Below are 22,577 nucleotides of genomic sequence, written 5' to 3'. Positions count from 1 at the left end.
GACCCCTTCATCGGCGGGCAAACCCGCCTGTGTATGTAGAGACAGGACATAGTCCTCCTTTGCTGCGCGCCATGAAACCCCGGCGCCGGGGTACTAATAAGGTAACAAGGGGATTGCAACATTTCAATGAAAGGCCAGACAGGTGCCCGCACGTTCGCTCACTCTTTGGCGATCTGTTGCTGCTCTGCGCCGTTCGGCAGCAACCGAACTTCGCGCTGCGGGAAGGGGATCGAGATGCCTTCATCCTTAAATGCGTCCCATAGCGCAAGATAGACATTGCCGCGGATATTGGTCAGGCCCTTGGTCGGGTCGCTGATCCAGAACCTTAGAACGTAGTCCACGCTGCTATCGCCGAACCCGGTGATGTGACAGACCGGCTCGTGCGAGCCTCCGCTGAGGACCCGGGTCACCGCTTTGACCGCTTTGATCGCTGTCGCACGCACATGATGGGGGTCGTCGTCATAGCTGGTGCCAAAATCCAGATCCAGCCGCACGAATTTGTCGGAATGAGACCAGTTCACCACTTGATTGGTAATCAGGTCCTCGTTCGGGATCAGGTATTCGCGCCCGTCCCGCGTGACGACCGAGACATAGCGCGCGCCCAGCGCATTGATCCAACCGAAGGTATCGCCCAGAGAGATCACGTCACCGGGTTTGATCGACCGGTCCATCAGGATGATGATCCCCGAAATCAGGTTCGATACCACCTTTTGCAGACCAAACCCGATCCCCACGCCGATTGCACCGGACAGCAGGGCGATACCGGTAAGGTCAAATCCCAGCGTGCGAATGGCGACCATAAAGACCGCCCCATACAGCAGCACCTGAATGCCCTTTGCCAGCAGCACCTGCATCGATGGCGTGATGTCGTCATTGCTCATCAACCCGCGCTCGGCGGCACGGGTGCCGATACGGGCCAGTGTCAGCAAGATGCCGATCAGCAGAACTGCCTTGAGTATCCCCAGTGCCGAGATGTGCAGATCGCCAATGGAAATCGCCACCCCGTCCAGAAACTCGGCCACGTCATCGGTCAGATTCAGCGCAATAAGCGTTGCATAGACCCACATCGCCCATTTGAACATGCGCCGCAGGGTCCGATTGCGCACCAGACGGGCCACCAGCGCAATCGCCAGCCACGCAAGCGCCAAAGTCGCCACAACCCCGATGATATAACTGCGCGATGGCCACGTGATCTGCTGCATCAGCAAATACAGCGCCCAGGACATAATGACGAAATAGACCAGCGTCAGGCGCTGCATCAGTTGCACCAACATCCGCAACCGCCACTTCGGCCATCCTTCGCGGGCGCGGGCCCACGCCTCCCACCGGGTTTGGGTCACCAGCTTCAAGACATAAGCCAACGCCCAAAGCGCCAGGATGATGACCAGCTGATGCTGCCGCCAGCCCGGCGTCACAATCAGTTCGACAAGATTTTCGAATTGCACGAAAAAGCCCGCGACCATGTTGTCATAGAGGTCCGACAGCGAGCTGGGGAACAGGTCTTGATTCATAAACCCAGCTTGAACAGCGTTGCCCGGTGATGCAAGCCCAGTGCCAGCCGGGTACCGGATTGAACCTTGATTGACGGCAAAGCCCGATATATCTGGTGCGCATGAGAGTCACTTTGGCCCCAGCTCCGAAACTGCAAGACCGCACGCGCCTGCGTGAACGGTTCTTTGGGGCCGCCCGCACGGTTCTAGCCCGCCTATCTGTCGCCTGAGCCAACTCGCCAGCTATTTCTCATTACATACGGGAGAGGACACATGTCCCCCAAAACACTCTATGACAAGATCTGGGATGCCCATGTCGCGCACGAAGCCGATGATGGCACCTGCCTGCTTTATATCGACCGCCATCTGGTGCACGAAGTAACCAGCCCGCAAGCCTTTGAAGGGCTGCGCATGGCAGGCCGCAAGGTACGCGCACCGGAAAAGACCATTGCCGTGCCGGATCACAACGTTCCGACCACACCGGACCGCGTGAACGGGATCGAAAACCCGGAATCGCGCATCCAGGTCGAAGCACTGGACAAGAACGCCAAGGATTTCGGCATTCACTATTACCCGGTGAATGACGTCCGTCAGGGCATCGTGCATATCGTCGGCCCCGAGCAAGGCTGGACCCTGCCCGGCATGACCGTTGTGTGCGGCGACAGCCACACCGCGACCCACGGTGCGTTTGGCGCACTGGCCCACGGTATCGGCACGTCCGAGGTCGAACATGTTCTGGCCACACAGACTCTGATCCAGAAAAAATCCAAGAACATGAAGGTGGAAATCACCGGCAAACTGCAGCCGGGCGTGACTGCCAAAGACATCACTCTGGCTGTGATCGGTGAGACCGGAACCGCAGGTGGTACTGGCTATGTCATCGAATATTGCGGTGAAGCGATCCGTGATCTGTCGATGGAAGGCCGTATGACGGTCTGCAACATGGCCATCGAAGGCGGCGCCCGCGCTGGCCTGATCGCACCGGATGAGACCACGTTCGAATACGTCAAAGGCCGTCCGCACGCCCCCAAAGGCGCACAATGGGAAGCTGCGATGGACTGGTGGAAAACGCTCTATACCGATGAAGGCGCGCATTTCGACAAGGTCATCACCCTGCGCGGCGAGGATATCGCTCCGGTTGTGACTTGGGGCACCAGCCCTGAGGATGTGCTGCCGATTACCGCCTCTGTGCCTCACCCCGAAGACTTCGAAGGCGGCAAGGTGGATGCGGCCCGCCGTTCTATCGAATACATGGGTCTCGAAGCCGGTCAAAAGCTGAGCGATGTGGAAATCGACACCGTCTTTATCGGGTCCTGCACCAATGGCCGCATCGAAGACCTGCGCGCCGCGGCCGAGATTCTGAAAGGTAAAAAGATCAAGGACGGGATGCGCGCCATGGTCGTGCCCGGTTCGGGTCTGGTTCGTGCGCAGGCCGAAGAAGAAGGTCTGGCCGAAATCTTCAAAGAGGCCGGGTTCGAATGGCGTCTGGCCGGATGCTCGATGTGTCTGGCGATGAACCCCGACCAGTTGCAACCCGGCGAGCGCTGTGCCGCGACATCGAACCGCAACTTCGAAGGCCGCCAGGGCCGTGGTGGTAGGACCCACCTGCTGAGCCCTGCGATGGCTGCCGCAGCGGCAATCACAGGACGGCTGACAGACGTCCGTGAATTGATGTAAGCTGCCCTCATATCTAGATATTTGAGGGATTGAAAACATGAGTGACTGGATCAAATGGCTCCTGCTGGGGCTTCTGTCCATAGCGTTCGGCATCTTTGTGCTGGGCGCGCCAATTGTGGCGTCTGTGGCCGTTACGGTCGTGACAGGAGCGTTGCTTCTGATCTCGGGCGCCTTGCAGGTTGTCGGCGGTTTCACCGTTGAAGGCACCGGCAACAAGATCCTGTCGCTCATCATGGGTGCAGTCATGCTGTTTCTGGGCTGGTCCTTTCTGGATCACCCGCTGCAAGGCACGCTGACGCTGGCGACCGTGATGCTGATCCTGTTCATGGCAGGCGGCATCGCGCGGGTCATTCTGTCGTTCCAGATGAAAGGAACACAGTTTTTCTGGCCCACGATGATCTCGGGCATCTTGTCGATCATCCTTGCCGGTATCATCTGGAGCTATGTCGGGCAGGAGCCACAGGCATTGCTGAGTATACTGGGGATCTTCCTGGGCATCGAGATGCTGTTCAACGGGTTCGGATTGGTCTTCATGGCGTTCTTCGTCAAGAACGCACCCAAAGACGAAACAAAAGAAGCTTAAACGCGGGACACGGGCGCGGCCCTCTCTCGCAGGAGTGTGAACATGGAAAAGTTTGAAAAAGTCCACGGGGTGGCCGCCCCAATGCCATTGATCAATATCGACACGGATATGATCATTCCCAAAGTGCACCTGAAAACCATCAAACGGTCCGGCCTGGGCGTCGTTCTGTTTGACGAAATGCGCTACCATGATCATGGCGGCGAAAACGAAGATTTCGTTCTGAACAAACCCGCCTATCGCCAGACCGAGATTCTGGTCGCTGGCGATAATTTCGGCTGCGGCTCTTCCCGCGAACACGCGCCCTGGGCGATCAAGGATTTCGGCATCAAGGTTGTGATCTCGACCAGCTTTGCCGACATCTTCTTTAACAACTGCTTCAAGAACGGCATCCTGCCCATCGTGGTCGAGGAAGAGCATCACGCGATTCTGATGGAAGACGCGCACAAGGGTGAAAACGCCCGCATGACCGTTCATCTGGAAGATCAGCAGATCACCACTTCGGACGGAGTGGTGATCGAATTCGACATCGACCCGCACCGCAAGCACTGCTTGCTGAACGGTCTGGACGATATTGGCCTGACAATGGAAAAAGACCACCACATCGACAAATTCGAAGATCACGCCAGTCAAGCCCGTCCCTGGGTCTGATTCTGGGGGCGAATCTGTGGATACTCAACCTAACGGGGTCGCCTAGGCGGCCCCTTTCTCATTCTTGGGGTTGATTTTTGAACAACCACAACATCTTGGTCTCATTTTGAGATACACGTCGGATTTGCGTCCAAATTGATGCAATCCCGCACCAGTTGCGCCATCTTTTTGCCCGAAATCACGTGTTTTCTGCACCCTGTCTTGAGCGAAATGCCGCTTATCGTCCATCTTGGCGCTAACGAGGCATCCGTCGCAAAGACGAGAGGAGACGGGCACAAGTTGGATTCAAGTCGGCAAAGATCGGCTGGTCTGGTTTGAAAAAGGGTTCGGAATGTGATTGCACGCACAACAGGGGCGGCGATACGCGGAGTACTTGTGGCACTGATGGTGCTGACTCCCGCGTTGTACCTGCCTGTATCATCGACGAATGGGACCGAGATTCTGGTCTTCCTCGCGATCCTCGCGTTCATACTGACGTTCGCCGAGTATAACTCGGCCTTTCCCAGCTTTATCGAATTCCGCGATGCGCCGCCGGTAAACCGACTCCGGTTTGTTGGCCTGATGTCGATGGTCACGTTCCTTACACTGATCTGCAAAAACATTTTTGATCCAACCGAACTGACAGCATTCGCTTATGGCGTCGGTGTTGCGGTCGCCAATGTGGTGGACTTCCCTTATTCACCGGTGCGCTTGATCGTGCTAATGCTGCCAGCGGATGCCAGCCAGTCGCTGATCGAACTGGTCCGGGTTACAGCCGGCGTAGCTTATGTCGCGGCTCTGGTGACCATCGCCAGCTTTGCATATGCGGTCAAAGTTCGTGGATGGCCAACCGGTAATGGGGCCTTCAACGTGTGGACGAACCTTCCACTGTTTGACCCCACCATAGGCGGAGATGTCGTTACCCGACTGCAACGAGATGGCCGCCTGAACATCTGTATCGGCATTCTGCTGCCCTTCCTCATTCCGGCCGTCATCAAACTGATGAGCAGCGTGATCGCCCCTATATCTCTGAACAATCCCCAGACACTGATCTGGACGATGAGCGCTTGGGCTTTCCTGCCCGCCAGCATGATCATGCGCGGTGTCGCAACCCTGCGTATCGCGGGTCTGATCGTTGAAAAGCGCCGTGCTTATTCAACAAGCGAGACAACACAGGCCGCATGATCCGCGCACTTGTCCTGTTTCTGTTGCCGTTCGCGGCGCAGGCAGAAGTCGTGCGCATCGCCACCTACAATACCGAACTTAGCCGAAAAGGCCCCGCGCTTTTGCTGCGGGACATTGGCAGGGATGACCCGCAGGTTCTTGCGGTTGTCAGTGTAATTTCAGCTGCACGACCTGACATTATCGCCCTACAAGGTATCGACTGGGATCTGGAAGGGGCCGCGATCCAAGCCTTGTCCCAGAAACTGCGCAATGCTGGTGTAGATTATGGCTACTTCTATGCTGCGCGGCCCAACGCTGGCTTGGAAACACCGCTGGATCTGGACGGCGACGGTCGCACACAAGGCCCCGGTGACGCGCAGGGTTGGGGCCAATTCACCGGACAGGGCGGGCTGGCGATTCTATCCCGTTATGAAATCGTAACCGACGAGGTTTTGGATTTCTCTGAACTGCTTTGGCAAGATCTTCCGGGCGCGGTTTTACCCTTTGTGGATGACCACCCCTTCCCGTCTGAAACAGCGCACAAAACGCAACGCCTGTCTTCAACCGCGCATTGGGTGGTGCCCATTGATACCCCGTTTGGGCGGCTCGACCTGATGACCTTTCACGCGGCGCCCCCGGTTTTCGATGGGCCAGAAGATCGCAACGGTCTGCGCAATAGGGATGAGATTCGGTTCTGGTCCGTCCTGCTGAACGGCGATTTGGGACCGGTTCCCAAAGATCCCTTCGTCATCGCCGGGGATGCCAATCTGGACCCGTCGCGCGGCGAGGGCCACAAACAGGCCATTCACACCCTTTTGGAAAATCCCGTTGTACAGGACCCATTGCCAACAGATCCAACAGGGTCAACCGCAACGGTCGACTGGAAAGCCACGGGTGAAATGCGCGTTGATTTTGTTTTGCCGTCCCGCGACCTGCGTGTCTTGGATTCAGGCGTTCTATGGCCCAAGGAAGATGCACCGCTGCGGGAGTACGCGGATCAAGCAAGCAGGCACCGGTTGGTCTGGGTCGACGTCACACTGCCGTAAGACACGGCCCGAGATATTTTAAGCAAACGACGCCAATTTGAGTTTCATTGACGGAACCACTCGTATGCGTTTCACTGCTTAAGAACTTTCATACCTGCCTGCGCACACTGACTGGCGGAGCCGATAAAAACAGGTTCCGCTCAGAAGTAGATATTGGAGGAACCTCGTGGCTAAGAATCCTGTACTGATCGACGACCATCCTGGACGCAACTCTCAGGCTTATGGCATTGCGCGCGAGCTTGGCACGGACGAGGATTTGATCCATGCGCCCTCTGTTGGGGTTGTGGGCACAAAAGGCGACAGCCAGTGCTATCTTGGCGTGCAGCCCAAAGTCGAAGCAATACATGCAGCACTGCGAGACCAGATTGGCAAAGACGCAGGCAAGATCGCCATGCGTCTTGTTCAGCCCGAATACTCTATCGCGACATCTGATGGCATCCGTAATGGAACGCGCGAAATGCGCTATTCACTCATCGGGCGCGAAGTGACCAACGACGTGTTTTCCGAACATCTCTCAGCCTCCGGCTTGGGGGGCACAATTGCCGTGGTGGCATGTGACAAGCCACCGGTTGGTACGCTGGCTGCTTTGCTTGAACACAACCAGCCTGCGATCATGATGTCCGATGGGTCCATTCATCCTTCGAAAGACCCGGAAACCGGCGAAATGCTGGACATCATCGCCGCCTATCAAGTCGCCGGGAGCGAGGACGCAGCATACCGCAAACGCATCGCCTGCCTTGCCTGCCCCGGCATCGGATCGTGCGGCGGGATTTTCACCTACAATACGATGCAGACCTTTATCGGCGTTGTGGGCATGCAGCCATTGCATATGGTGGCACCGCCTTCGGACGACCCGCGCCGCATGGCAGAGTTTCCGTCGCAGTTGGTAGGCTACCTTGCCAAGTTGATTGAAAACGGCACGCGACCCCGCGACATCGTCGGGCGCGACTCACTGCGCAACGCGTTGACTGTTGCGATGGCAATCGGCGGCTCGACCAACGTGGTTCTGCACGCGCCCGAGATCGCACGTGCAGCAGGTTACGCGAATTTCTGGAAAGACATTGTCACGCCAGAAGAGTTCAATGAATGGTCTCAAAAAATTGTTCCGGTCCTGACAGACGCACGACCCTACGGCCGCTATTCGATGGTGGACATCGACAGGGTCGGCGGTGTGCAGGTGATCGTCAAGGAACTGATCGACGCTGGCATGGTCAATGGCGACGCGCCGACGTGCACTGGCGAAACTCTGGCGGAACAGGTCGAACGTCTGGGCGCTGCCGCACCGGACGGCACGGTGATCTATCCTGTGTCAGCACCCTTTAAAGAAACGGGTGGCCTGCGCCTTCTGGGCGGTAATCTGTCACCGGAATTCAGCGCCATTTTGAAGCTTGCAGGTGTCGAGCGCGGACTTGAGGACAACGTGTTCCGAGGTAAAGCGAGGGTGTTCGAGGGCGAAGCCCGCCTGCTTGAGATGCTCGACACCAACCCAATGGGATTTGAAGACAATGATATGATCATTGTGCGATACGAAGGGCCGTCAGGCGCGCCGGGCATGCCCGAGATGCTGGACGCTACAGCACGGATCACGACCCTGTGCCGCGAACGGGGGATCACGGTGGCTCTGATGACCGACGCGCGTTTTTCGGGCGGATCGGTCGGGCTGGTCATTGGGCATGTCGGGCCAGAAGCGGCACTGGGCGGACCTATTGCTCTGGTCGAAGGCGGCGACGAGATCATTGCCGATCTGAATTTGAACGAGCTGAACGCGCCGGTTTTGGACGACCCGAATGTAGTTGCTGAACGCAAGGCGCGCTGGGAAGCCGAGGTGGCTGGAAACGGCGGCGTCCATCCAAATTGCGGTACAGCGGATACCCGCCTTTTGCACCGGATGCGGTCATCTGCCGTGCCCGCTGTGCGCGGTGGCGGTATGCACCCGGACCGTGAGCTGTGGGTCAACACGCCTCGTGAGCCACAGCTCTCAGGGTTTTTGCCGACAAACAGGTCGAGGTCATAAAACCTCGGGCGACGCGATGGTTGATCCTTCTGGGGTGTTGGCTCACCCGTTGAAGGATCGGATCCAATAATCATGGAAACTGTTCGTAGCGGCATCCGCCGCTCCGCCACAGCCAATTGGACTGGCAGCGCGAGGTCTGGCGCGCTCTTGAGCCGCGTACCTCTCACCGTCCAAAGTAAACGCGACGAAGGTCAGTTGTTGGCAGCTTTCAACAGACCGCCGCCGACGGACCGGGTCGCGGGCGGTGGGGCTACAAGCTGCGTTGGAATCGCAGAACACAGGGCAACATCCAAATCAGTCTGCGGCACCGCGCCCAGCAACTCGGTAAGGTGCGTGCCGTCCAACTGATGAGGCACCTGCCAAAGATACCGCATCTCAACCAGGTGCGGGGCCATACGCCAAAATGGTCGAGCCAAATGCAAGGGCCACCACTGCATTGGCTTCACAGCTATTGACCGTCCTGTGACCCGCGACAGCGCGCGTGCAATCTGTGATCCGGTCAAGGTGTAACCTTCGAATGGGACATCGCAAAACCGGGGCAACTCATGACGCTTTTCGGCCAACAGCACGGCGGCATGGGCAAGATCGGGCAGATAGGCCCATGCATGCGGGATGTCAGGGTTGCCGGGGTAGACTAGCCGTCCTTTGGCAAGATGTTTTATCATGACCTGATCAAACCAGTTGCCCGAGGCACATGTGTCAATGAAATCCCCGGCACGCAGAATGATGGTACGCGCGGTCGAGCGGCGATAGGCTTCCTCCATCTCTATTCTGACACGACCCAAAGGGTTGCGCGCCTTGTGCGGTGTTCCACCATACCAAGGACCCGGTGCTTCAGGTCCAAAGACATAGACGTTTCCCGGCACCAAAACGGTTGCCCCGGTCTCCTCTGCCACCTTAATCACCTGTTGGTGCAGCCCCGGCACGAGACGCGCCCAATCGGGGTAGGATGGATTCCAGCCATTGACGATAACGTCCACTCCGCGCGCAGCCTGTTCCAACGTATCGCGCGTTCGGTCAAAGCTGTGCACGGTCCACCCCACATTGCGAAACGCCAACGCGGCGTTGCGACCAAATCGGCCTGTGGCCCCCAGAATAAGTACAGATTGTGGCATGGCTCCCTCCTGTTGGGGCAGAGATTACCTTAAGGAAAGCAATAGGGAATTGCCCCAAATTGCAGATCATGTATTCATTTTTGAATGGACAAAGCCCTTACACATGCCGACTGGTCCCTGATTCAAAGCTTTCTGGCGGTGGCCGAAACCGGATCCCTTTCTGCCGCAGCCCGACAGCTGGAGCGCAGCCAGCCCACATTGGGACGACAGATTCAAACCCTGGAAGCCGAGCTGGAGGTTTCTCTTTTCGAACGACACGCAAGAGGGCTAAAGCTAAGCGATGTGGGTCATCAATTGCTGCCAATGGCGCAACAGATGCACACGGCAATGAACGCCTTCAGCATGACGGCAGCTGGTCAGTCGCAGCAGTTGGACGGAACGGTGCGCATTACCGCGTCGGTCTTTGCATCGAACCACATCCTACCGCCGATACTGGCCCATATCCGGCAACAGGAACCTGCGATTCAGCTGGAACTGGTTGCCACGGACGCCACCGAAAACCTGCTGTTCCGAGAAGCCGATATTGCCGTGCGCATGTACCGCCCCGAGCAGATGGACATTCTGACCCGACATCTGGGTGAGATCTCGTTATGTTTTTGCGCCGCCAAAAGCTATTTGGATCGCGCAGGTCGCCCGACCTCGCCTGAAGAAGTGTTCCAGCATGATCTGGTGGGGTTTGATGCGGATGACCGCATCATTGCTTCGATGCAGGAAAGGGGTTGGAACGTTGGGCGCGATGCCTTTGCCACCCGATGCGACCACCAGACCGTGTATTGGGAATTGATCCGGGCAGGCTGCGGACTGGGATTCAGTCAGATTCAGGTGGCCGAGGCCGATCCTCTGGTCGAAATTCTGGATATTGGGGTCGAGATCAAGAAAATGCCGGTGTGGCTGGCCGCGCCGCAAGCCATGCGCCAGACCCCGCGTATTCGCAGGGTCTGGGATCTTTTGGCCGAAGGACTCAAAGCCAGTCTTTGAAGGTCAAAGCGGCCCTGTATAAGTCCCGCGCGCAGGGTAGTTGTTGCCCAGTGTGAACTTCAGACCACCCGCAATATCCGCCATGGAAGGGCGCCCAAACGGTGTGGTTTGCTGCCACGCGTAATAGAGCGTCTGATCGGGTGCGATATAGAAATGACCGGGCTCTGCGAAAAGGTCCGGCTCGGCGCTGCCCTCGCGCTTGGTCGAGATGTTCAGACCCCAATCCTCGCGCGCGGCGGCCAATGGCAGGCTGTGACCCACGCGCAGTCGTTTTGCCCCGGCTTTCTCGGCTGTTTCGGCGGCACGTTCGGCGGTATCGGTTGTGATCATGATGACCTCGACGCCCAGCGCCGCAAAATCGTCCAGCGCCGCCTCGACCTCGGTCATCTGCTTGATGCAGATCGGGCAATGAAGCCCGCGATATTGAATCACCAGAGTCCCGTTTTCGCCCTTGTCCGCCTCAAGATCGAAGCGGCCATGCGCCACGGTTTCGATTTTCAGCGCAGGAACCGGGTTTCCAGGTGTCAGCATGTGTTTTCCTCGTGTTTTGACGGGTTCGTCTCATTGACCCGATGCACCGCAGACGCTAGGGCCTGTGCAACAAAACGCAAGGAGACCCTTCATGTCCAACCCCTCGCTCCTCATCCTGCCCGGAGACGGAATTGGCCCGGAAGTTATGGCCGAAGTGCGCAGAATCATCGATTGGTTCAGCACCAATCGCGGTCTTCAATTTGAAGTGAGCGAGGATCTGGTCGGCGGTGCCGCCTATGACGCCCACGGCAAGCCGCTGTCTGATGAGACGATGGCCAAAGCGCAAGAGGTGGACGCGGTTCTGCTGGGCGCTGTTGGCGGCCCGAAATACGACGATCTGGATTTCAGCCTCAAGCCCGAGCGCGGGTTGCTGCGCTTGCGCAAGGAGATGGACCTGTATTCGAACCTGCGCCCGGCCCAGTGCTTTGACGCGCTGGCCGATTTCTCGTCGCTGAAGAAGGATATCGTTGCCGGTCTGGATATCATGATCGTGCGCGAGCTGACCTCGGGCGTCTATTTCGGCGAGCCGCGCGGCATCTTTGAGGAAGGCAATGAACGCGTCGGCATCAACACTCAGCGTTACACCGAATCCGAGATTGAACGCGCCGCACGCTCGGCCTTTGAACTGGCCATGCGCCGGAACAAAAAGCTGTGCTCAATGGAAAAAGCCAACGTCATGGAATCCGGGATCCTGTGGCGTGAAGTCGTAAATCGTGTCGCCGCCGACTACCCCGAGGTTGAGCTGAGCCATATGTACGCCGACAACGGCGCCATGCAGCTGGTACGCGCACCCAAGCAGTTCGACGTTATCCTGACCGACAACCTGTTTGGTGACATCCTGTCCGACTGCGCCGCGATGCTAACGGGCTCTCTGGGCATGTTGCCTTCAGCCTCGCTGGGCGCTCCGATGGCCAATGGCCGCCCGAAGGCAATGTACGAACCGGTGCACGGCTCGGCCCCGGATATTGCGGGTGAAGGCAAAGCCAACCCGATCGCCTGTATCCTCAGCTTTGCCATGGCGCTGCGGTACAGCTTTGATCAGGGTGAAGAAGCAGACCGCCTTGAAGCCGCAATCGAGAAAGTTCTGGCTGATGGTGTCCGCACCGGCGACCTGCTGGCGGATGAAGGCGTCACACCGGTGTCTACCACCGAAATGGGTGACGCGATCCTGGCAGCTTTGGATGCCAGCGTCTAAACCACGCAAGAAACGAACGACAAAAGGCGGTGCCCGGTGCACCGCCTTTTTTGTTAGTTGCCGCCGAATATGTTTCTCAGCAGGTTATTGATATCCTCGGCAAAGCCGCCTCCCCTGCGCCGGGGCTGTGGTTGCGCAACCTGAACTGGTGGTTCCGGTGCCATCATCGGCAAAGGTGTGGGCGTCATCCCTTCGGTGACACGCAGCATGGTCTCTTTCCAGATTTCAGCAGGCAGCCCGCCCCCGGTTACGCCAGACAATGGTGTGTTGTCGTCATACCCCATCCAAACGCCGGTTACATAATCAGCCGTAAAGCCGATGAACCACGCATCCCGCGCGGCCTGTGTTGTTCCGGTCTTGCCTGCCACCTGCCAACCCGGAAGCTTGGCACGCCCGCCGGTGCCTTCGGACACCACACGCTCCATCATCCAGGTCAGCTGTTTGGCGGCAGCGTCGTTGATGACCCGCTCACCAATACCGGTCGTTGTGACCATGACAGGCGTGTCATCACCCAAGAGCTTCAGTTCGGTCAGGCCATAAGGCTCTACTGCCGACCCACCGTTCAGAATACCGGCATACGCTCCGGTCATCTCGATCAACGTGCTTTCCGACGCGCCCAGCGCCAAGGCCGGACCCTGCGCCAGATCGCTGGCAATACCAAAGCCGCTTGCGACGGTGCGGACGTTATCCAAACCCGAAATCTCGGCTACTTTCACTGCCGGAATGTTTAAAGAGTTCATCAGCGCATCTGCCAACGTCACCTGCCCATAAAACTTGTTGGTGTAGTTCTTGGGGCACCATTGACCTGAACCGGGAATGTTCACGCAATAAGGTTCATCAATCACGGTATCCAAAGGTGAATACCCAAGCTCCAGCGCGGTGGCATAGACGAACGGTTTGAAAGACGATCCTGTCTGACGCAACGCCTGTGTCGCCCGGTTAAACGCACCTGAAACCCGCGTCTTGCGTCCACCAACCATGCCGCGCACTGCACCGTCCGCAGACATCACGACAATCGCGGCCTGCGCCTCGGACCCTTCGCGCACCTTTTCCTGAAAGATGAACTTCAGCGCTTCTTCAGCGGAGGTTTGGATACGCTGATCCAGAGTGGTTCGGATCACTACATCCTCGGTGGTGTTGCGCGTAAAGAACTCGGGCCCGCTTGCCATGACCCAGTCCGCGAAATAGCCGCCCGCGCGCGCAGCGGCAGCTTCTGAAAGCTCGGCCGGTCTGGTGCGTGCTTCGCTGGCTTGTGCTGCGGTCAAATAGCCCTGGTCCTCCATTAGACCGATCACAAGCCGTGCCCGGTCCTGAGATCGTTGCAGGTTATTCGTCGGTGCATAACGCGTGGGAGCAACCAGCAAACCGGCCAGCATCGCGGCCTCAGCAGGGGAAACTTCGGCTGCGGATTTGCCAAAGTACCGCTGGCTGGCCGCTTCGAACCCGCGCGCGCCTGCACCCAAGAAGGCCCGGTTCAGGTAGATCGTCAGAACCTCGTCCTTGGAGTATTTGACCTCCATCGCCATGGCGTAAACGGCTTCCTTGGCTTTGCGCCAAAGCGAGCCCTGGCGGCAATCGGCCTCGTAAGCAGCTTCAGATTCCCATTCAGACGGATCATAAGGCTCTCCAAGACACAGCAACTTGGCTGTCTGTTGGGTGATGGTTGACCCGCCATGGCCTGACAACGGCCCGCGCCCTTCGCTTAGGTTGATGCGTACGGCACTGGCCACACCGCGCGGGCTGACACCGAAATGGCGATAGAATCGCTTGTCCTCGGTCGCGATCACCGCGTTCTTCAGATGGGGCGAGACTGTATCCGCTGTTATCACCCCGCCAAACTGATCCCCGCGCCAGGCAAAAACCTTGCCATCGCGATCCAGCAAGGTCACTGACCCGCGCGCGCGCCCGTCCAACAAGGCATCCACGTCGGGCAGAGTTGTATAGACGATGCCGACCGCCAAGGCGATCAGCGCGACTACTATTGCCCCCACACGCCAAGTCAAACCCCAGATTAGCCTCCAGATCCAGCGGAAGAGACGACGGAAGAACCCACCTCCGTTTCCACCCGATCTTTTGCGTTTGGTCTTTCGCGTTGTTTTGCGGGTGGTGGTCTTGCGCGCAGTCGATTTCTTACCCGACGGGCGCTTGGGCGCCGACGGTTTACGCCCTTTGGACGGGTATCTTTTGTCCGCAACCAATCGCGGCTTCTGGCGCTTGGACTCAGTCATGCTCAAACTCTGCCCGTTGTTCTTTTGCGCCACCATACCCCGGCGACCCGTCTATGTAGAGGTCCGAATTTCCGGAATTTCCCCTCATTAATTTGCCTGTTTTTTGGTCATCTTGCATGTTTTGTGCAAAAATTGTGCAACATCGCGCCATTTTGCTGCGCAATTACGACCCGTCACCGTTTCTTACACCACTCTCTCACGCTTTTTTTCTGCAGGTGCAAACAAACCGGTCCCGCCGGACAATCAGAGGGGAAAGACGTGAAACTGATCATTGCGACAATCAAGCCGTTCAAGCTGGAGGAGGTGCGCGAGGCACTGACCCAAGCTGGCGTGCGCGGCATGATGGTGACCGAAATCAAGGGCTTCGGCTCACAGTCCGGTCACACCGAAATCTACCGTGGGGCCGAATACGCCGTGAACTTTGTGCCCAAGATCAAGCTCGAGATCGTGGTGCCGGCAACAATGGCCGACCAGATCGTCGAGACCATCACCAACACCGCCAAAACCGGGAAAATCGGTGACGGCAAGATTTTCGTCCTCGATGTCGAGCAGGCCCTGCGCGTACGAACCGGGGAAACCAACGAGGAAGCGCTGTAAGCGCGGCCACTCCACACTCATTCGAGGAAGTAAAATGAACCTGATGAAATCTCTCATCCCTGCCGCTGCGCTTGTCGTGCTGCCGCAGATGGGTCTGGCGCAAGAAGCCGCTGAAGGCGAGGCTGCGCTGCACACCCAGTATATCTTTACCACTCTGCTGTTCCTGATGGCGGGCTTTCTGGTTTTCTTCATGGCTGCAGGCTTTGCCATGCTGGAAGGCGGCCTTGTGCGGTCCAAGAACGTCGCCATGCAGATGATCAAGAACATCGCGCTGTTTTCCATTGCCGCGATCATGTACTGGCTGGTTGGCTTCAACACGATGTATCCGGGCGACTTCAATGGTTTCTTTGCCATTGGCGGCCCAACCGTGCTTGATCCGGTTGGCGTTGACCCTGCTCAGGCAGCTCTGGACTACGCCTCGATCGGCTCGGACTTCTTCTTCCAGTTGGTCTTTGTGGCGGCAACCGCGTCGATCGTGTCGGGTGCCGTGGCTGAACGTATCAAGCTGTGGCCCTTCCTGATCTTCGTCGTCGTGCTGACCGGTATCCTGTACCCGATCTCGGGGTCGTGGAAATGGGGCGGCGGCTGGCTGGACGCCATGGGCTTTTCCGACTTCGCCGGTTCGACCGTTGTACACTCGGTCGGTGGCTGGGCCGCTCTGGCTGGCTGTCTGATCCTTGGGCCACGTATCGGCAAGTACAAGGACGGCAAAGTTCACCCGATGCCCGGTTCAAATCTGGCGCTGGCGACCTTGGGTACCTTCATCCTGTGGCTGGGTTGGTTCGGTTTCAACGGCGGCTCGCAGCTGGCGATGGGCACCGTGGGTGACGTAACCGACGTATCGCGCATCTTCGCCAACACCAACATGGCCGCCGCATCCGGTGCTGTCGCAGCCCTGATCATGACACAGGTCCTGTACAAGAAACCTGACCTGACCATGGTGCTGAACGGCGCGCTGGCCGGTCTGGTGTCGATCACCGCTGAACCTCTGGCCCCGACCCTGTTCGGCGCGCTTTGGATCGGTGCTGTGGGCGGTATCATCGTGGTCTTCGCGGTTCCGATGCTGGACAAGTTCAAGATCGACGACGTTGTCGGCGCGATCCCGGTTCACCTGTTCGCAGGCATCTGGGGTACCATCGCCGTCATCTTCTACGGAGAAGCCAGCCTGATCACACAGCTGACCGGTATCGTGGCTTACGGTGTCTTCACCTTCGTCGCCGCTCTGATCCTGTGGTCGATCCTGAAAGCCACCGTTGGCATTCGCGTCAGCGAAGAAGACGAGATCAATGGTCTGGACATGGCGGAACTGGGTATGGAAGCCTATCCTGAGTTCTCGAAGGGCTAAGATCTTATTAAATCAACAAAAAACCCGGGCGTTCGCGCCCGGGTTTTCTTTTTTTAGAATGTTATTGAGATCAAACGCCGACGTCGATAATCGCCTTCGCCAGAATCGGCACCGTAGTCGCGTTTAGGCCAGCGATGTTCAGGCGGCTGTCGCCTACCATGTAGATACCGTGATCAGCGCGCAGTTTTTCGACCAATTCCGGTGCAGCTCCCAAGCGTGAGAACATGCCCCGGTGCTGGGCGATGAAACCGAAACGGTCGGATCCGCTCAGGCGTTGCAGCTCGTCTGCCAATTGCTGGCGCAGACCCAGCATGGACAAACGGATCTCTTCCAGCTCGGTGGCCCAGTCAGCCCGCAACGCGTCATCCATCAGGATCGTCGTCACCACCCGTGCGCCATGATCCGGCGGGAAGGAATAGTTCTGACGGTTCAGAAACGCCAGCGTCCCCTGATTCAGGGCGGTTTGACCTGCATCGGCACTGATGGCCATCAGCAAACCAGTGCGTTCACGGTAGACACCGAAGTTCTTCGAGCAAGACGCAGCAATCAGGCATTGTTTGATCGAAGACGCAACCAGACGCGCCGCTTGTGCGTCTCCTTCCAGCCCGTCACCAAAGCCTTGGTAAGCAATGTCGATCATCGCAACGAGGCCAAGCTCGTTGATCAGGTTCACAACATCTTGCCATTGCACCATGTTCAGGTTGGCACCGGTCGGGTTGTGACAGCAGCCATGCAACAGAACCACGTCACCCGCTTTGGCGGTTTTCAGGTCGGCCATCATCCCGTCGAAATCAACGCCACGGGTTTCGCCATCGAAATACCGGTATTGAACAGTCTCCATCCCCAGATAGTTCAGGATCGACAGGTGGTTCGGCCAGGTCGGGTTCGACACAAACACACGCGCCGAAGGGTTCGCCATACGGATCATCTCGAACGCCTGACGGCAGGCACCCGTGCCGCCGGGTGTCGCCACAGCGGCAATGTTGGCACGCGGAACCGAGGTGCCCAGAATCAGCCCGATCATCACATCGGCATAGGCCGGATCCCCTGCAAGGCCGGTATAGGCTTTGGTTTCCTGTTCTTCCAAAATGCGCTGCTCAGCAGCTTTCACCGCGCGCATCACCGGGGTCACGCCCTCGGCATTCTTGTAGACGCCAACACCCAGATCAATCTTCTGATCGCGCGGGTCTTCGCGGTACATCTGCATCAAGGCCAGAATCTTGTCGGCAGGCTGCGGCTTGAGGTTCTCGAACATCAGTTCTCTCCGGTTGCGACGGGCAGGGTTGGGAAGGCACCCCATTCAGCCCAGGAGCCGTCATAAAGCGAGTGGTCTTTCTTGCCCATACGTTCAAGCGCAAGGCTCAGAATCGCAGCCGTGACGCCCGATCCGCACGAGGTAATCGCAGGTTTGGACAGGTCGACGCCCGCGGCCTCGAAAATGGCACGGCAGTCTTCGGGCGATTTCATTGTGCCATCTGTATTGAGCAACTGGCCGAACGGGACATTGCGGGACCCGGGGATATGGCCCGAACGCAATCCTTCGCGCGGCTCGGCTTCCGCGCCTGTAAACCGACCGGCAGAGCGGGCATCGATGATCTCATGATCGGCCAGCTTGGCTGCAGCGGAAACCTGCGTGACGTCCCGGACAAGCTGGTTTTGAACGCGCACCGTCATGTGACGATCACGGATGACCGGCGGCAGATCCTCGATCTCGCGACCTTCGGCTTGCCACTTGGGCAATCCACCATCCAGAACCGCGATGTTGTCCTGACCCATCAGACGGAACAACCACCAGACACGTGCTGCTGACATCAGCCCAGCGCCGTCATAGACGACAACCTGATGACCATCGCCCACGCCCATCGCCCGCAGGCGCGACATGAATTTCTCGACCGGAGGAGCCATATGCGGCAGCTCTGATCGGTGATCCGAGATTTCGTCAATATCGAAGAACCGCGCTCCGGGGATGTGGCCGGCATCGTATTCGGCTTTGGCATCGCGGTTCTGCGCAGGCAGATACCAAGACCCATCCAGAATCCGCAGATCCGGGTCTTTCATATGCGCGGCCAACCATTCGGTCGAAACGAGGGTTTTTGGATCGTCCTGCATCAAAGCCTCCCCTAAGCGAGCTTGGATTTTCCCTATACCCCGCGTCTTTTAGGTTCAAGTCTGGATAGCGCTAGCGCCTGATACCCGCTTGATTTATCGCGCCCGGCGCAAACGGAAGTGCTGAATGATGCCGATGATACTGATCAATATCCAAAACCCTTCGATCAGCATCGAGGCCAGATTGAAATTCTCAAGCAGGGAATAGACGATCAGCACCGACCCCAGCAGGTTGACGACCGGAAAGGCCAGATCGTCAGAGTTCATCATCCGCATTTGCGTCGCGAAATAGGCTGCAACCACAATAAGGGCTCCGAACGAGCCGATGGCGTCAACGATGGTGAGGCTGTCGAAAAATGCGGTCATGACTCTGTCTTGGTCGTCTGTGAATACTCGGTGTGTTGGGCGTAATGGTGCATGTTTAGAAAAATTGCCCCCTGCGGACCCGCGCGATAGCCATGCGGCAGATCAGCGGCAAATCGCAAGCCCTGCCCTGCTTGCAAGGGTACCCAATTTCCGTCGCGCAATATGTCGAGGGACCCATCAAGAACAAAAACTTCTTCCGTCACGCCCGTTGCGTGCGCCGGTGACTCGTGACTTTGGTTCGGGGTCAGACTGACGTGAAACGTCTCGGCCCTCAGCGCAGGATCGAAAGGGAAGACGATCTTGACTTCGATACTGCCGGGAAAGGTGACGGTCTGAAAAACCGACGGATCGCCCTTGGCCGTATCGATCAACGCACTCAGCGGCACCTGAAAGCCTTTGGCGATCTTCCACAGCGTGGCGATTGTCGGGCTGGATTCGCCACGCTCGATCTGACCCAGCATGGCTTTGCTGACGCCGGTCAGCTCAGCCGCTTTTGACAGGCTCAGACCTGATGCCGACCGCACATCTCGCAGCCTTAGGGTAATGTCATCAGCATCCATTTCTGCGCCCCGCGAATCCTCTTGTACGTTATAACGCACATGTGCTACGTGCGCTATAACGTACGAACCCAAAGACATGCAACCCGAGGAAATAGGGAAAACAGCATCATGCCATTGTACCGATCCAGAACCTCTACCCATGGCCGCAACATGGCCGGTGCCCGCGGATTGTGGCGTGCCACAGGCATGGGCGATGATGACTTCGGCAAGCCGATCATCGCAATCGTCAACTCGTTCACACAGTTTGTGCCCGGCCACGTGCACCTGAAAGATCTGGGACAGATGGTGGCGCGCGAGGTCGAAGCCGCAGGTGGTGTTGCAAAAGAATTCAACACCATCGCGGTGGATGACGGCATCGCCATGGGCCACGATGGAATGCTGTACTCGCTGCCCTCGCGTGAGGTGATCGCGGATTCAGTGGAATACATGGTCAACGCGCATTGTGCTGACGCGATGGTCTGCATTTCGAACTGTGACAAGATCACTCCGGGGATGTTGATGGCCGCCATGCGACTGAACATTCCGGCGATCTTTGTGTCTGGCGGTCCAATGGAGGCGGGCAAGATCGACATCGCCGATCTGGATGCCAAGAAAATCGATCTTGTGGACGCAATGGTCGCCGCCGCGGATGACAAATTCACCGACGAGCAGGTTCAGCACATCGAAGAAAACGCCTGCCCGACCTGTGGGTCGTGCTCGGGGATGTTCACTGCCAACTCGATGAACTGTCTGGCCGAAGCGCTGGGCCTGGCCTTACCGGGCAACGGTTCGACACTGGCAACACATGCCGACCGCAAAGAGCTGTTCCTGGAAGCGGGTCGCCGTATCGTTGAGATAACCAAACGGCACTATGATCTGGACGAAAAAGGCTTCTTGCCGCGTGAAATCGCAACCTTTGACGCGTTTGAGAACGCCATGAGCCTCGACATTGCCATGGGTGGGTCGACCAACACGGTGCTGCACCTTCTGGCCATCGCACATGAGGGCGAGGTGGATTTCACCATGACCCACATGGACCGCCTTAGCCGTCGCGTACCGTGCCTGTGCAAGGTCGCGCCGAATACCGAGAACGTTCATATGGAAGACGTCCACCGCGCAGGCGGCATCTTCTCGATCCTTGGCGAACTCAGCCGCGCGGGTCTGCTGCACGAAGACTGCAGCACCGTGCACTCCGCCACGATGGGCGAGGCGATTGCCAACTGGGACATCAAGATCGCCAACAACCCCAAGGCGCAAGAGCTGTTCAAAGCTGCCCCCGGCGGTGTGCGCACAACGCAGGCATTCAGCCAGTCGAACCGGTACAAAGAACTGGATACTGACCGCGAAGGCGGCGTGATCCGGTCGAAGGAACACGCTTTCAGCCAGGATGGTGGCCTTGCGGTTCTGTTCGGAAACATCGCCCGCGACGGCTGTATCGTGAAAACGGCTGGCGTTGATGAAAACATCCTGAAGTTCACCGGCTCTGCCTATGTCTGCGAAAGCCAAGATCAGGCCGTCAGTGATATCCTGACCGGCAAGGTGAAAGAGGGCGACGTGGTTGTCATCCGTTACGAAGGACCGCGTGGCGGTCCGGGGATGCAAGAAATGCTCTACCCAACCTCGTATCTGAAATCCAAAGGTCTGGGCAAAGCCTGCGCCCTTCTCACTGATGGACGTTTCTCGGGCGGTACTTCGGGCCTTTCAATTGGCCACGTCTCACCCGAGGCGGCCGAAGGTGGTGAAATCGGACTGGTCAAGAACGGCGATACAATTGAGATCGACATCCCCAACCGCTCGATCCATCTGGCCGTGTCTGATGAAGAACTGGCTGAGCGCCGCCAGGAGCAAGACGCCAAAGGCTGGGAACCTGCCGCGCCGCGCAAACGCAAGGTCTCTACCGCACTGAAAGCCTATGCCAAGCTGACCACCAGCGCGGCAAAAGGGGCCGTGCGCCAGCTTTGATCTTGTAACGGCCAGTCTTTTCGGCTGGCCGTTAACCGACCCTTCCAAGTCTATCCTTTGGAAAAATTTCGCCAGAAACTGTAAGAGGGAGCGCCCCGCCCTCAATCACCCAGTTTGGCGTGAATTTCATCCAGATCGATTTCGCCGATCGGCATCTTGTTGGCCGGGTTTTCGAAATCGTATTTGAACAGCTCAAAATCCTGTTTGTAGATTTCGTAGACCAGATGCATCGACAGATCGTCAAAGTAATCCTCGACCGGATGGGCACGTTTGGGGCCGTGGCCTTCGGATTCGTTGAATCGCGGAATCTCGGCCAATGCAACGGGGTGCTTCAATTCGACATGATCCAGAACACCCTGCATCCCGTCGTTGAACGCTTCGGTCCAGAAAATCCGATCGTAACGCCCGCCATTCACGATGAAGGTCGACACATGACCCGACATGGCTGACCAGTGAATGTCCGGGTCCATCGGACGCCGCCAGCGGATCGTGTCGCGCGCAAACAGCAGGAACCGGCGGAAGCTGGCGATTTGATCGAATTCGCCCTTGCCGTCATCTCCGCCAACTTCGATCCCGTAGTTGTAGATCAGCGTCGGCACCAGATTGCCCCGGTATCGCTTGCCGTTGCGCTGGATGCCGCAGATCTTGTCAAAGAACGAACTTAGGATGCGGGTATAGGGGTTGCGCACGCAGGTAAATGAATATGAGGCGTGGCTGCGCACGTTATTGGTGATCAGGCCCTGACTCTGGTCAAAAGCCCATTTGTGCATACCGTCCTTGGCATCATGGATGTCGCCATCAAAAAACTGACCGTGATCCGAATAATACATGATCTGGCCAATGGTCGAGCACGCACATTTGGGCACCACACGGTACACCATGCTTTCACTCTCGGTCATCCAGGTACCGGGAAACCCCATCTGCTGTGCCTCCTTCGCTGGTCAGGTCTCGATCCGATACGCCAGCGTTTGGTAATAAAGAACCAAAATTATTCTGTTTATTCAATCGCGCATC

General features: G+C 57.7%; 20 protein-coding genes. 11 read left to right on the top strand and 9 right to left on the bottom strand.

Translation table 11 applies throughout. From position 1 onward, the window contains the following. Positions 1-158: 158 nt before the first annotated feature. Entirely contained in the window at positions 159-1,511 is a 1,353-nt protein-coding gene (locus tag GS646_RS17680) for a mechanosensitive ion channel family protein (RefSeq protein WP_171648552.1), read from the bottom strand. A 252-nt stretch (positions 1,512-1,763) separates the two neighbouring features. Here GS646_RS17680 and leuC point away from each other — a divergent pair, with 252 nt between their 5' ends. The 6 genes from leuC to GS646_RS17650 all read left to right on the top strand — a co-directional run bounded on the left by leuC (position 1,764) and on the right by GS646_RS17650 (position 8,601). Further along, complete coding sequence (leuC, locus tag GS646_RS17675) at positions 1,764-3,167, top strand: 3-isopropylmalate dehydratase large subunit (protein WP_171096597.1); 1,404 nt, start codon at positions 1,764-1,766, stop codon at positions 3,165-3,167. 37 nt (positions 3,168-3,204) lie between these two features. Next, positions 3,205-3,750: an HdeD family acid-resistance protein gene (locus GS646_RS17670; protein ID WP_171188177.1), complete on the top strand. Its 546-nt coding sequence runs from the start codon at positions 3,205-3,207 to the stop codon at positions 3,748-3,750. Between the two features lie 42 nt (positions 3,751-3,792). Beyond that, complete coding sequence (gene leuD, locus GS646_RS17665; protein WP_170674438.1) at positions 3,793-4,398, top strand: 3-isopropylmalate dehydratase small subunit; 606 nt, start codon at positions 3,793-3,795, stop codon at positions 4,396-4,398. Between the two features lie 333 nt (positions 4,399-4,731). Further along, positions 4,732-5,562, top strand: a complete 831-nt coding sequence (locus GS646_RS17660) for a hypothetical protein (RefSeq protein ID WP_171188178.1) — start codon at positions 4,732-4,734, stop codon at positions 5,560-5,562. Further along, a complete protein-coding gene (locus tag GS646_RS17655; RefSeq protein ID WP_171648550.1) occupies positions 5,559-6,587 on the top strand; it encodes an endonuclease/exonuclease/phosphatase family protein in 1,029 nt (342 codons plus the stop codon). The genes GS646_RS17660 and GS646_RS17655 overlap by 4 nt, the downstream gene beginning before the upstream one ends. A gap of 166 nt (positions 6,588-6,753) precedes the next feature. Then, positions 6,754-8,601, top strand: coding sequence for a dihydroxy-acid dehydratase (locus GS646_RS17650; RefSeq protein WP_371732099.1), 1,848 nt, complete (start codon positions 6,754-6,756; stop codon positions 8,599-8,601). Positions 8,602-8,792: 191 nt separating this feature from the next. On the opposite strand, the gene GS646_RS17645 is transcribed toward GS646_RS17650, so the two are convergent. Continuing rightward, the gene (locus tag GS646_RS17645; RefSeq protein WP_171188182.1) at positions 8,793-9,716 is read right to left on the bottom strand and encodes an epimerase; all 924 of its coding nucleotides are present in this window, start codon (positions 9,714-9,716) and stop codon (positions 8,793-8,795) included. An 84-nt stretch (positions 9,717-9,800) separates the two neighbouring features. On the opposite strand from GS646_RS17645, the gene GS646_RS17640 reads away from it, so the two are divergent. After that, complete coding sequence (locus GS646_RS17640; protein WP_171188184.1) at positions 9,801-10,694, top strand: LysR family transcriptional regulator; 894 nt, start codon at positions 9,801-9,803, stop codon at positions 10,692-10,694. A 3-nt stretch (positions 10,695-10,697) separates the two neighbouring features. Here GS646_RS17640 and GS646_RS17635 read toward each other — a convergent pair whose 3' ends face one another. After that, positions 10,698-11,225 (bottom strand): redoxin domain-containing protein, encoded by a 528-nt coding sequence (locus tag GS646_RS17635; RefSeq protein ID WP_171188186.1) that lies wholly within the window; start codon positions 11,223-11,225, stop codon positions 10,698-10,700. A gap of 91 nt (positions 11,226-11,316) precedes the next feature. On the opposite strand from GS646_RS17635, the gene leuB reads away from it, so the two are divergent. Continuing rightward, positions 11,317-12,420, top strand: a complete 1,104-nt coding sequence (leuB, locus tag GS646_RS17630; RefSeq protein WP_171188188.1) for a 3-isopropylmalate dehydrogenase — start codon at positions 11,317-11,319, stop codon at positions 12,418-12,420. Positions 12,421-12,473: 53 nt separating this feature from the next. On the opposite strand, the gene GS646_RS17625 is transcribed toward leuB, so the two are convergent. Next, complete coding sequence (locus tag GS646_RS17625; RefSeq protein ID WP_171648548.1) at positions 12,474-14,648, bottom strand: transglycosylase domain-containing protein; 2,175 nt, start codon at positions 14,646-14,648, stop codon at positions 12,474-12,476. A gap of 258 nt (positions 14,649-14,906) precedes the next feature. Between GS646_RS17625 and GS646_RS17620 the strand changes: the two genes are divergently transcribed. Beyond that, positions 14,907-15,245 (top strand): P-II family nitrogen regulator, encoded by a 339-nt coding sequence (locus tag GS646_RS17620; RefSeq protein ID WP_170537262.1) that lies wholly within the window; start codon positions 14,907-14,909, stop codon positions 15,243-15,245. A 34-nt stretch (positions 15,246-15,279) separates the two neighbouring features. Further along, positions 15,280-16,590: an ammonium transporter gene (locus GS646_RS17615; RefSeq protein ID WP_171188191.1), complete on the top strand. Its 1,311-nt coding sequence runs from the start codon at positions 15,280-15,282 to the stop codon at positions 16,588-16,590. Positions 16,591-16,660: 70 nt separating this feature from the next. Here the strand turns inward: GS646_RS17615 and GS646_RS17610 are convergent, their stop codons facing one another. The 4 genes from GS646_RS17610 to GS646_RS17595 form a co-directional block, all read right to left on the bottom strand. After that, positions 16,661-17,845 carry an amino acid aminotransferase gene (locus tag GS646_RS17610; protein ID WP_171648546.1) on the bottom strand — a complete coding sequence of 395 codons (1,185 nt, stop codon included), beginning with the start codon at positions 17,843-17,845 and terminating at the stop codon, positions 16,661-16,663. Continuing rightward, positions 17,845-18,699 (bottom strand): 3-mercaptopyruvate sulfurtransferase, encoded by an 855-nt coding sequence (gene sseA / locus GS646_RS17605; RefSeq protein WP_171096620.1) that lies wholly within the window; start codon positions 18,697-18,699, stop codon positions 17,845-17,847. Before sseA ends, GS646_RS17610 begins: the two co-directional genes overlap by 1 nt. A gap of 93 nt (positions 18,700-18,792) precedes the next feature. Further along, positions 18,793-19,062 carry a hypothetical protein gene (locus tag GS646_RS17600; protein ID WP_171096622.1) on the bottom strand — a complete coding sequence of 90 codons (270 nt, stop codon included), beginning with the start codon at positions 19,060-19,062 and terminating at the stop codon, positions 18,793-18,795. Continuing rightward, complete coding sequence (locus tag GS646_RS17595; protein ID WP_171188199.1) at positions 19,059-19,622, bottom strand: helix-turn-helix domain-containing protein; 564 nt, start codon at positions 19,620-19,622, stop codon at positions 19,059-19,061. Before GS646_RS17595 ends, GS646_RS17600 begins: the two co-directional genes overlap by 4 nt. A gap of 108 nt (positions 19,623-19,730) precedes the next feature. Between GS646_RS17595 and ilvD the strand changes: the two genes are divergently transcribed. After that, on the top strand, positions 19,731-21,563 hold the full coding sequence (gene ilvD, locus GS646_RS17590) for a dihydroxy-acid dehydratase (RefSeq protein WP_171648544.1): 1,833 nt from the start codon (positions 19,731-19,733) through the stop codon (positions 21,561-21,563). 101 nt (positions 21,564-21,664) lie between these two features. On the opposite strand, the gene GS646_RS17585 is transcribed toward ilvD, so the two are convergent. Continuing rightward, complete coding sequence (locus tag GS646_RS17585; protein ID WP_171096628.1) at positions 21,665-22,483, bottom strand: sulfotransferase family protein; 819 nt, start codon at positions 22,481-22,483, stop codon at positions 21,665-21,667. Positions 22,484-22,577: the final 94 nt, after the last annotated feature.

The organism is Ruegeria sp. HKCCD4315, from assembly GCF_013112245.1.
Classification (GTDB): Bacteria; Pseudomonadota; Alphaproteobacteria; order Rhodobacterales; family Rhodobacteraceae; genus Ruegeria.
The sequence above is the reverse complement of the archived record's forward strand: the minus strand, read 5'-3'. Positions and strand labels throughout refer to the sequence as shown.

Bases quoted from the DNA above. Each gene is read 5' to 3' on its own strand.
- GS646_RS17680 (WP_171648552.1), bottom strand. From the start codon at position 1,511: ATGAATCAAGACCTGTTCCCCAGCTCGCTGTCGGACCTCTATGACAAC.
- leuC (WP_171096597.1), top strand. From the start codon at position 1,764: ATGTCCCCCAAAACACTCTATGACAAGATCTGGGATGCCCATGTCGCG.
- GS646_RS17670 (WP_171188177.1), top strand. From the start codon at position 3,205: ATGAGTGACTGGATCAAATGGCTCCTGCTGGGGCTTCTGTCCATAGCG.
- leuD (WP_170674438.1), top strand. From the start codon at position 3,793: ATGGAAAAGTTTGAAAAAGTCCACGGGGTGGCCGCCCCAATGCCATTG.
- GS646_RS17655 (WP_171648550.1), top strand. From the start codon at position 5,559: ATGATCCGCGCACTTGTCCTGTTTCTGTTGCCGTTCGCGGCGCAGGCA.
- GS646_RS17645 (WP_171188182.1), bottom strand. From the start codon at position 9,716: ATGCCACAATCTGTACTTATTCTGGGGGCCACAGGCCGATTTGGTCGC.
- GS646_RS17640 (WP_171188184.1), top strand. From the start codon at position 9,801: ATGGACAAAGCCCTTACACATGCCGACTGGTCCCTGATTCAAAGCTTT.
- GS646_RS17635 (WP_171188186.1), bottom strand. From the start codon at position 11,225: ATGCTGACACCTGGAAACCCGGTTCCTGCGCTGAAAATCGAAACCGTG.
- leuB (WP_171188188.1), top strand. From the start codon at position 11,317: ATGTCCAACCCCTCGCTCCTCATCCTGCCCGGAGACGGAATTGGCCCG.
- GS646_RS17625 (WP_171648548.1), bottom strand. From the start codon at position 14,648: ATGACTGAGTCCAAGCGCCAGAAGCCGCGATTGGTTGCGGACAAAAGA.
- GS646_RS17615 (WP_171188191.1), top strand. From the start codon at position 15,280: ATGAACCTGATGAAATCTCTCATCCCTGCCGCTGCGCTTGTCGTGCTG.
- GS646_RS17610 (WP_171648546.1), bottom strand. From the start codon at position 17,845: ATGTTCGAGAACCTCAAGCCGCAGCCTGCCGACAAGATTCTGGCCTTG.
- sseA (WP_171096620.1), bottom strand. From the start codon at position 18,699: ATGCAGGACGATCCAAAAACCCTCGTTTCGACCGAATGGTTGGCCGCG.
- GS646_RS17600 (WP_171096622.1), bottom strand. From the start codon at position 19,062: ATGACCGCATTTTTCGACAGCCTCACCATCGTTGACGCCATCGGCTCG.
- GS646_RS17595 (WP_171188199.1), bottom strand. From the start codon at position 19,622: ATGGATGCTGATGACATTACCCTAAGGCTGCGAGATGTGCGGTCGGCA.
- ilvD (WP_171648544.1), top strand. From the start codon at position 19,731: ATGCCATTGTACCGATCCAGAACCTCTACCCATGGCCGCAACATGGCC.
- GS646_RS17585 (WP_171096628.1), bottom strand. From the start codon at position 22,483: ATGGGGTTTCCCGGTACCTGGATGACCGAGAGTGAAAGCATGGTGTAC.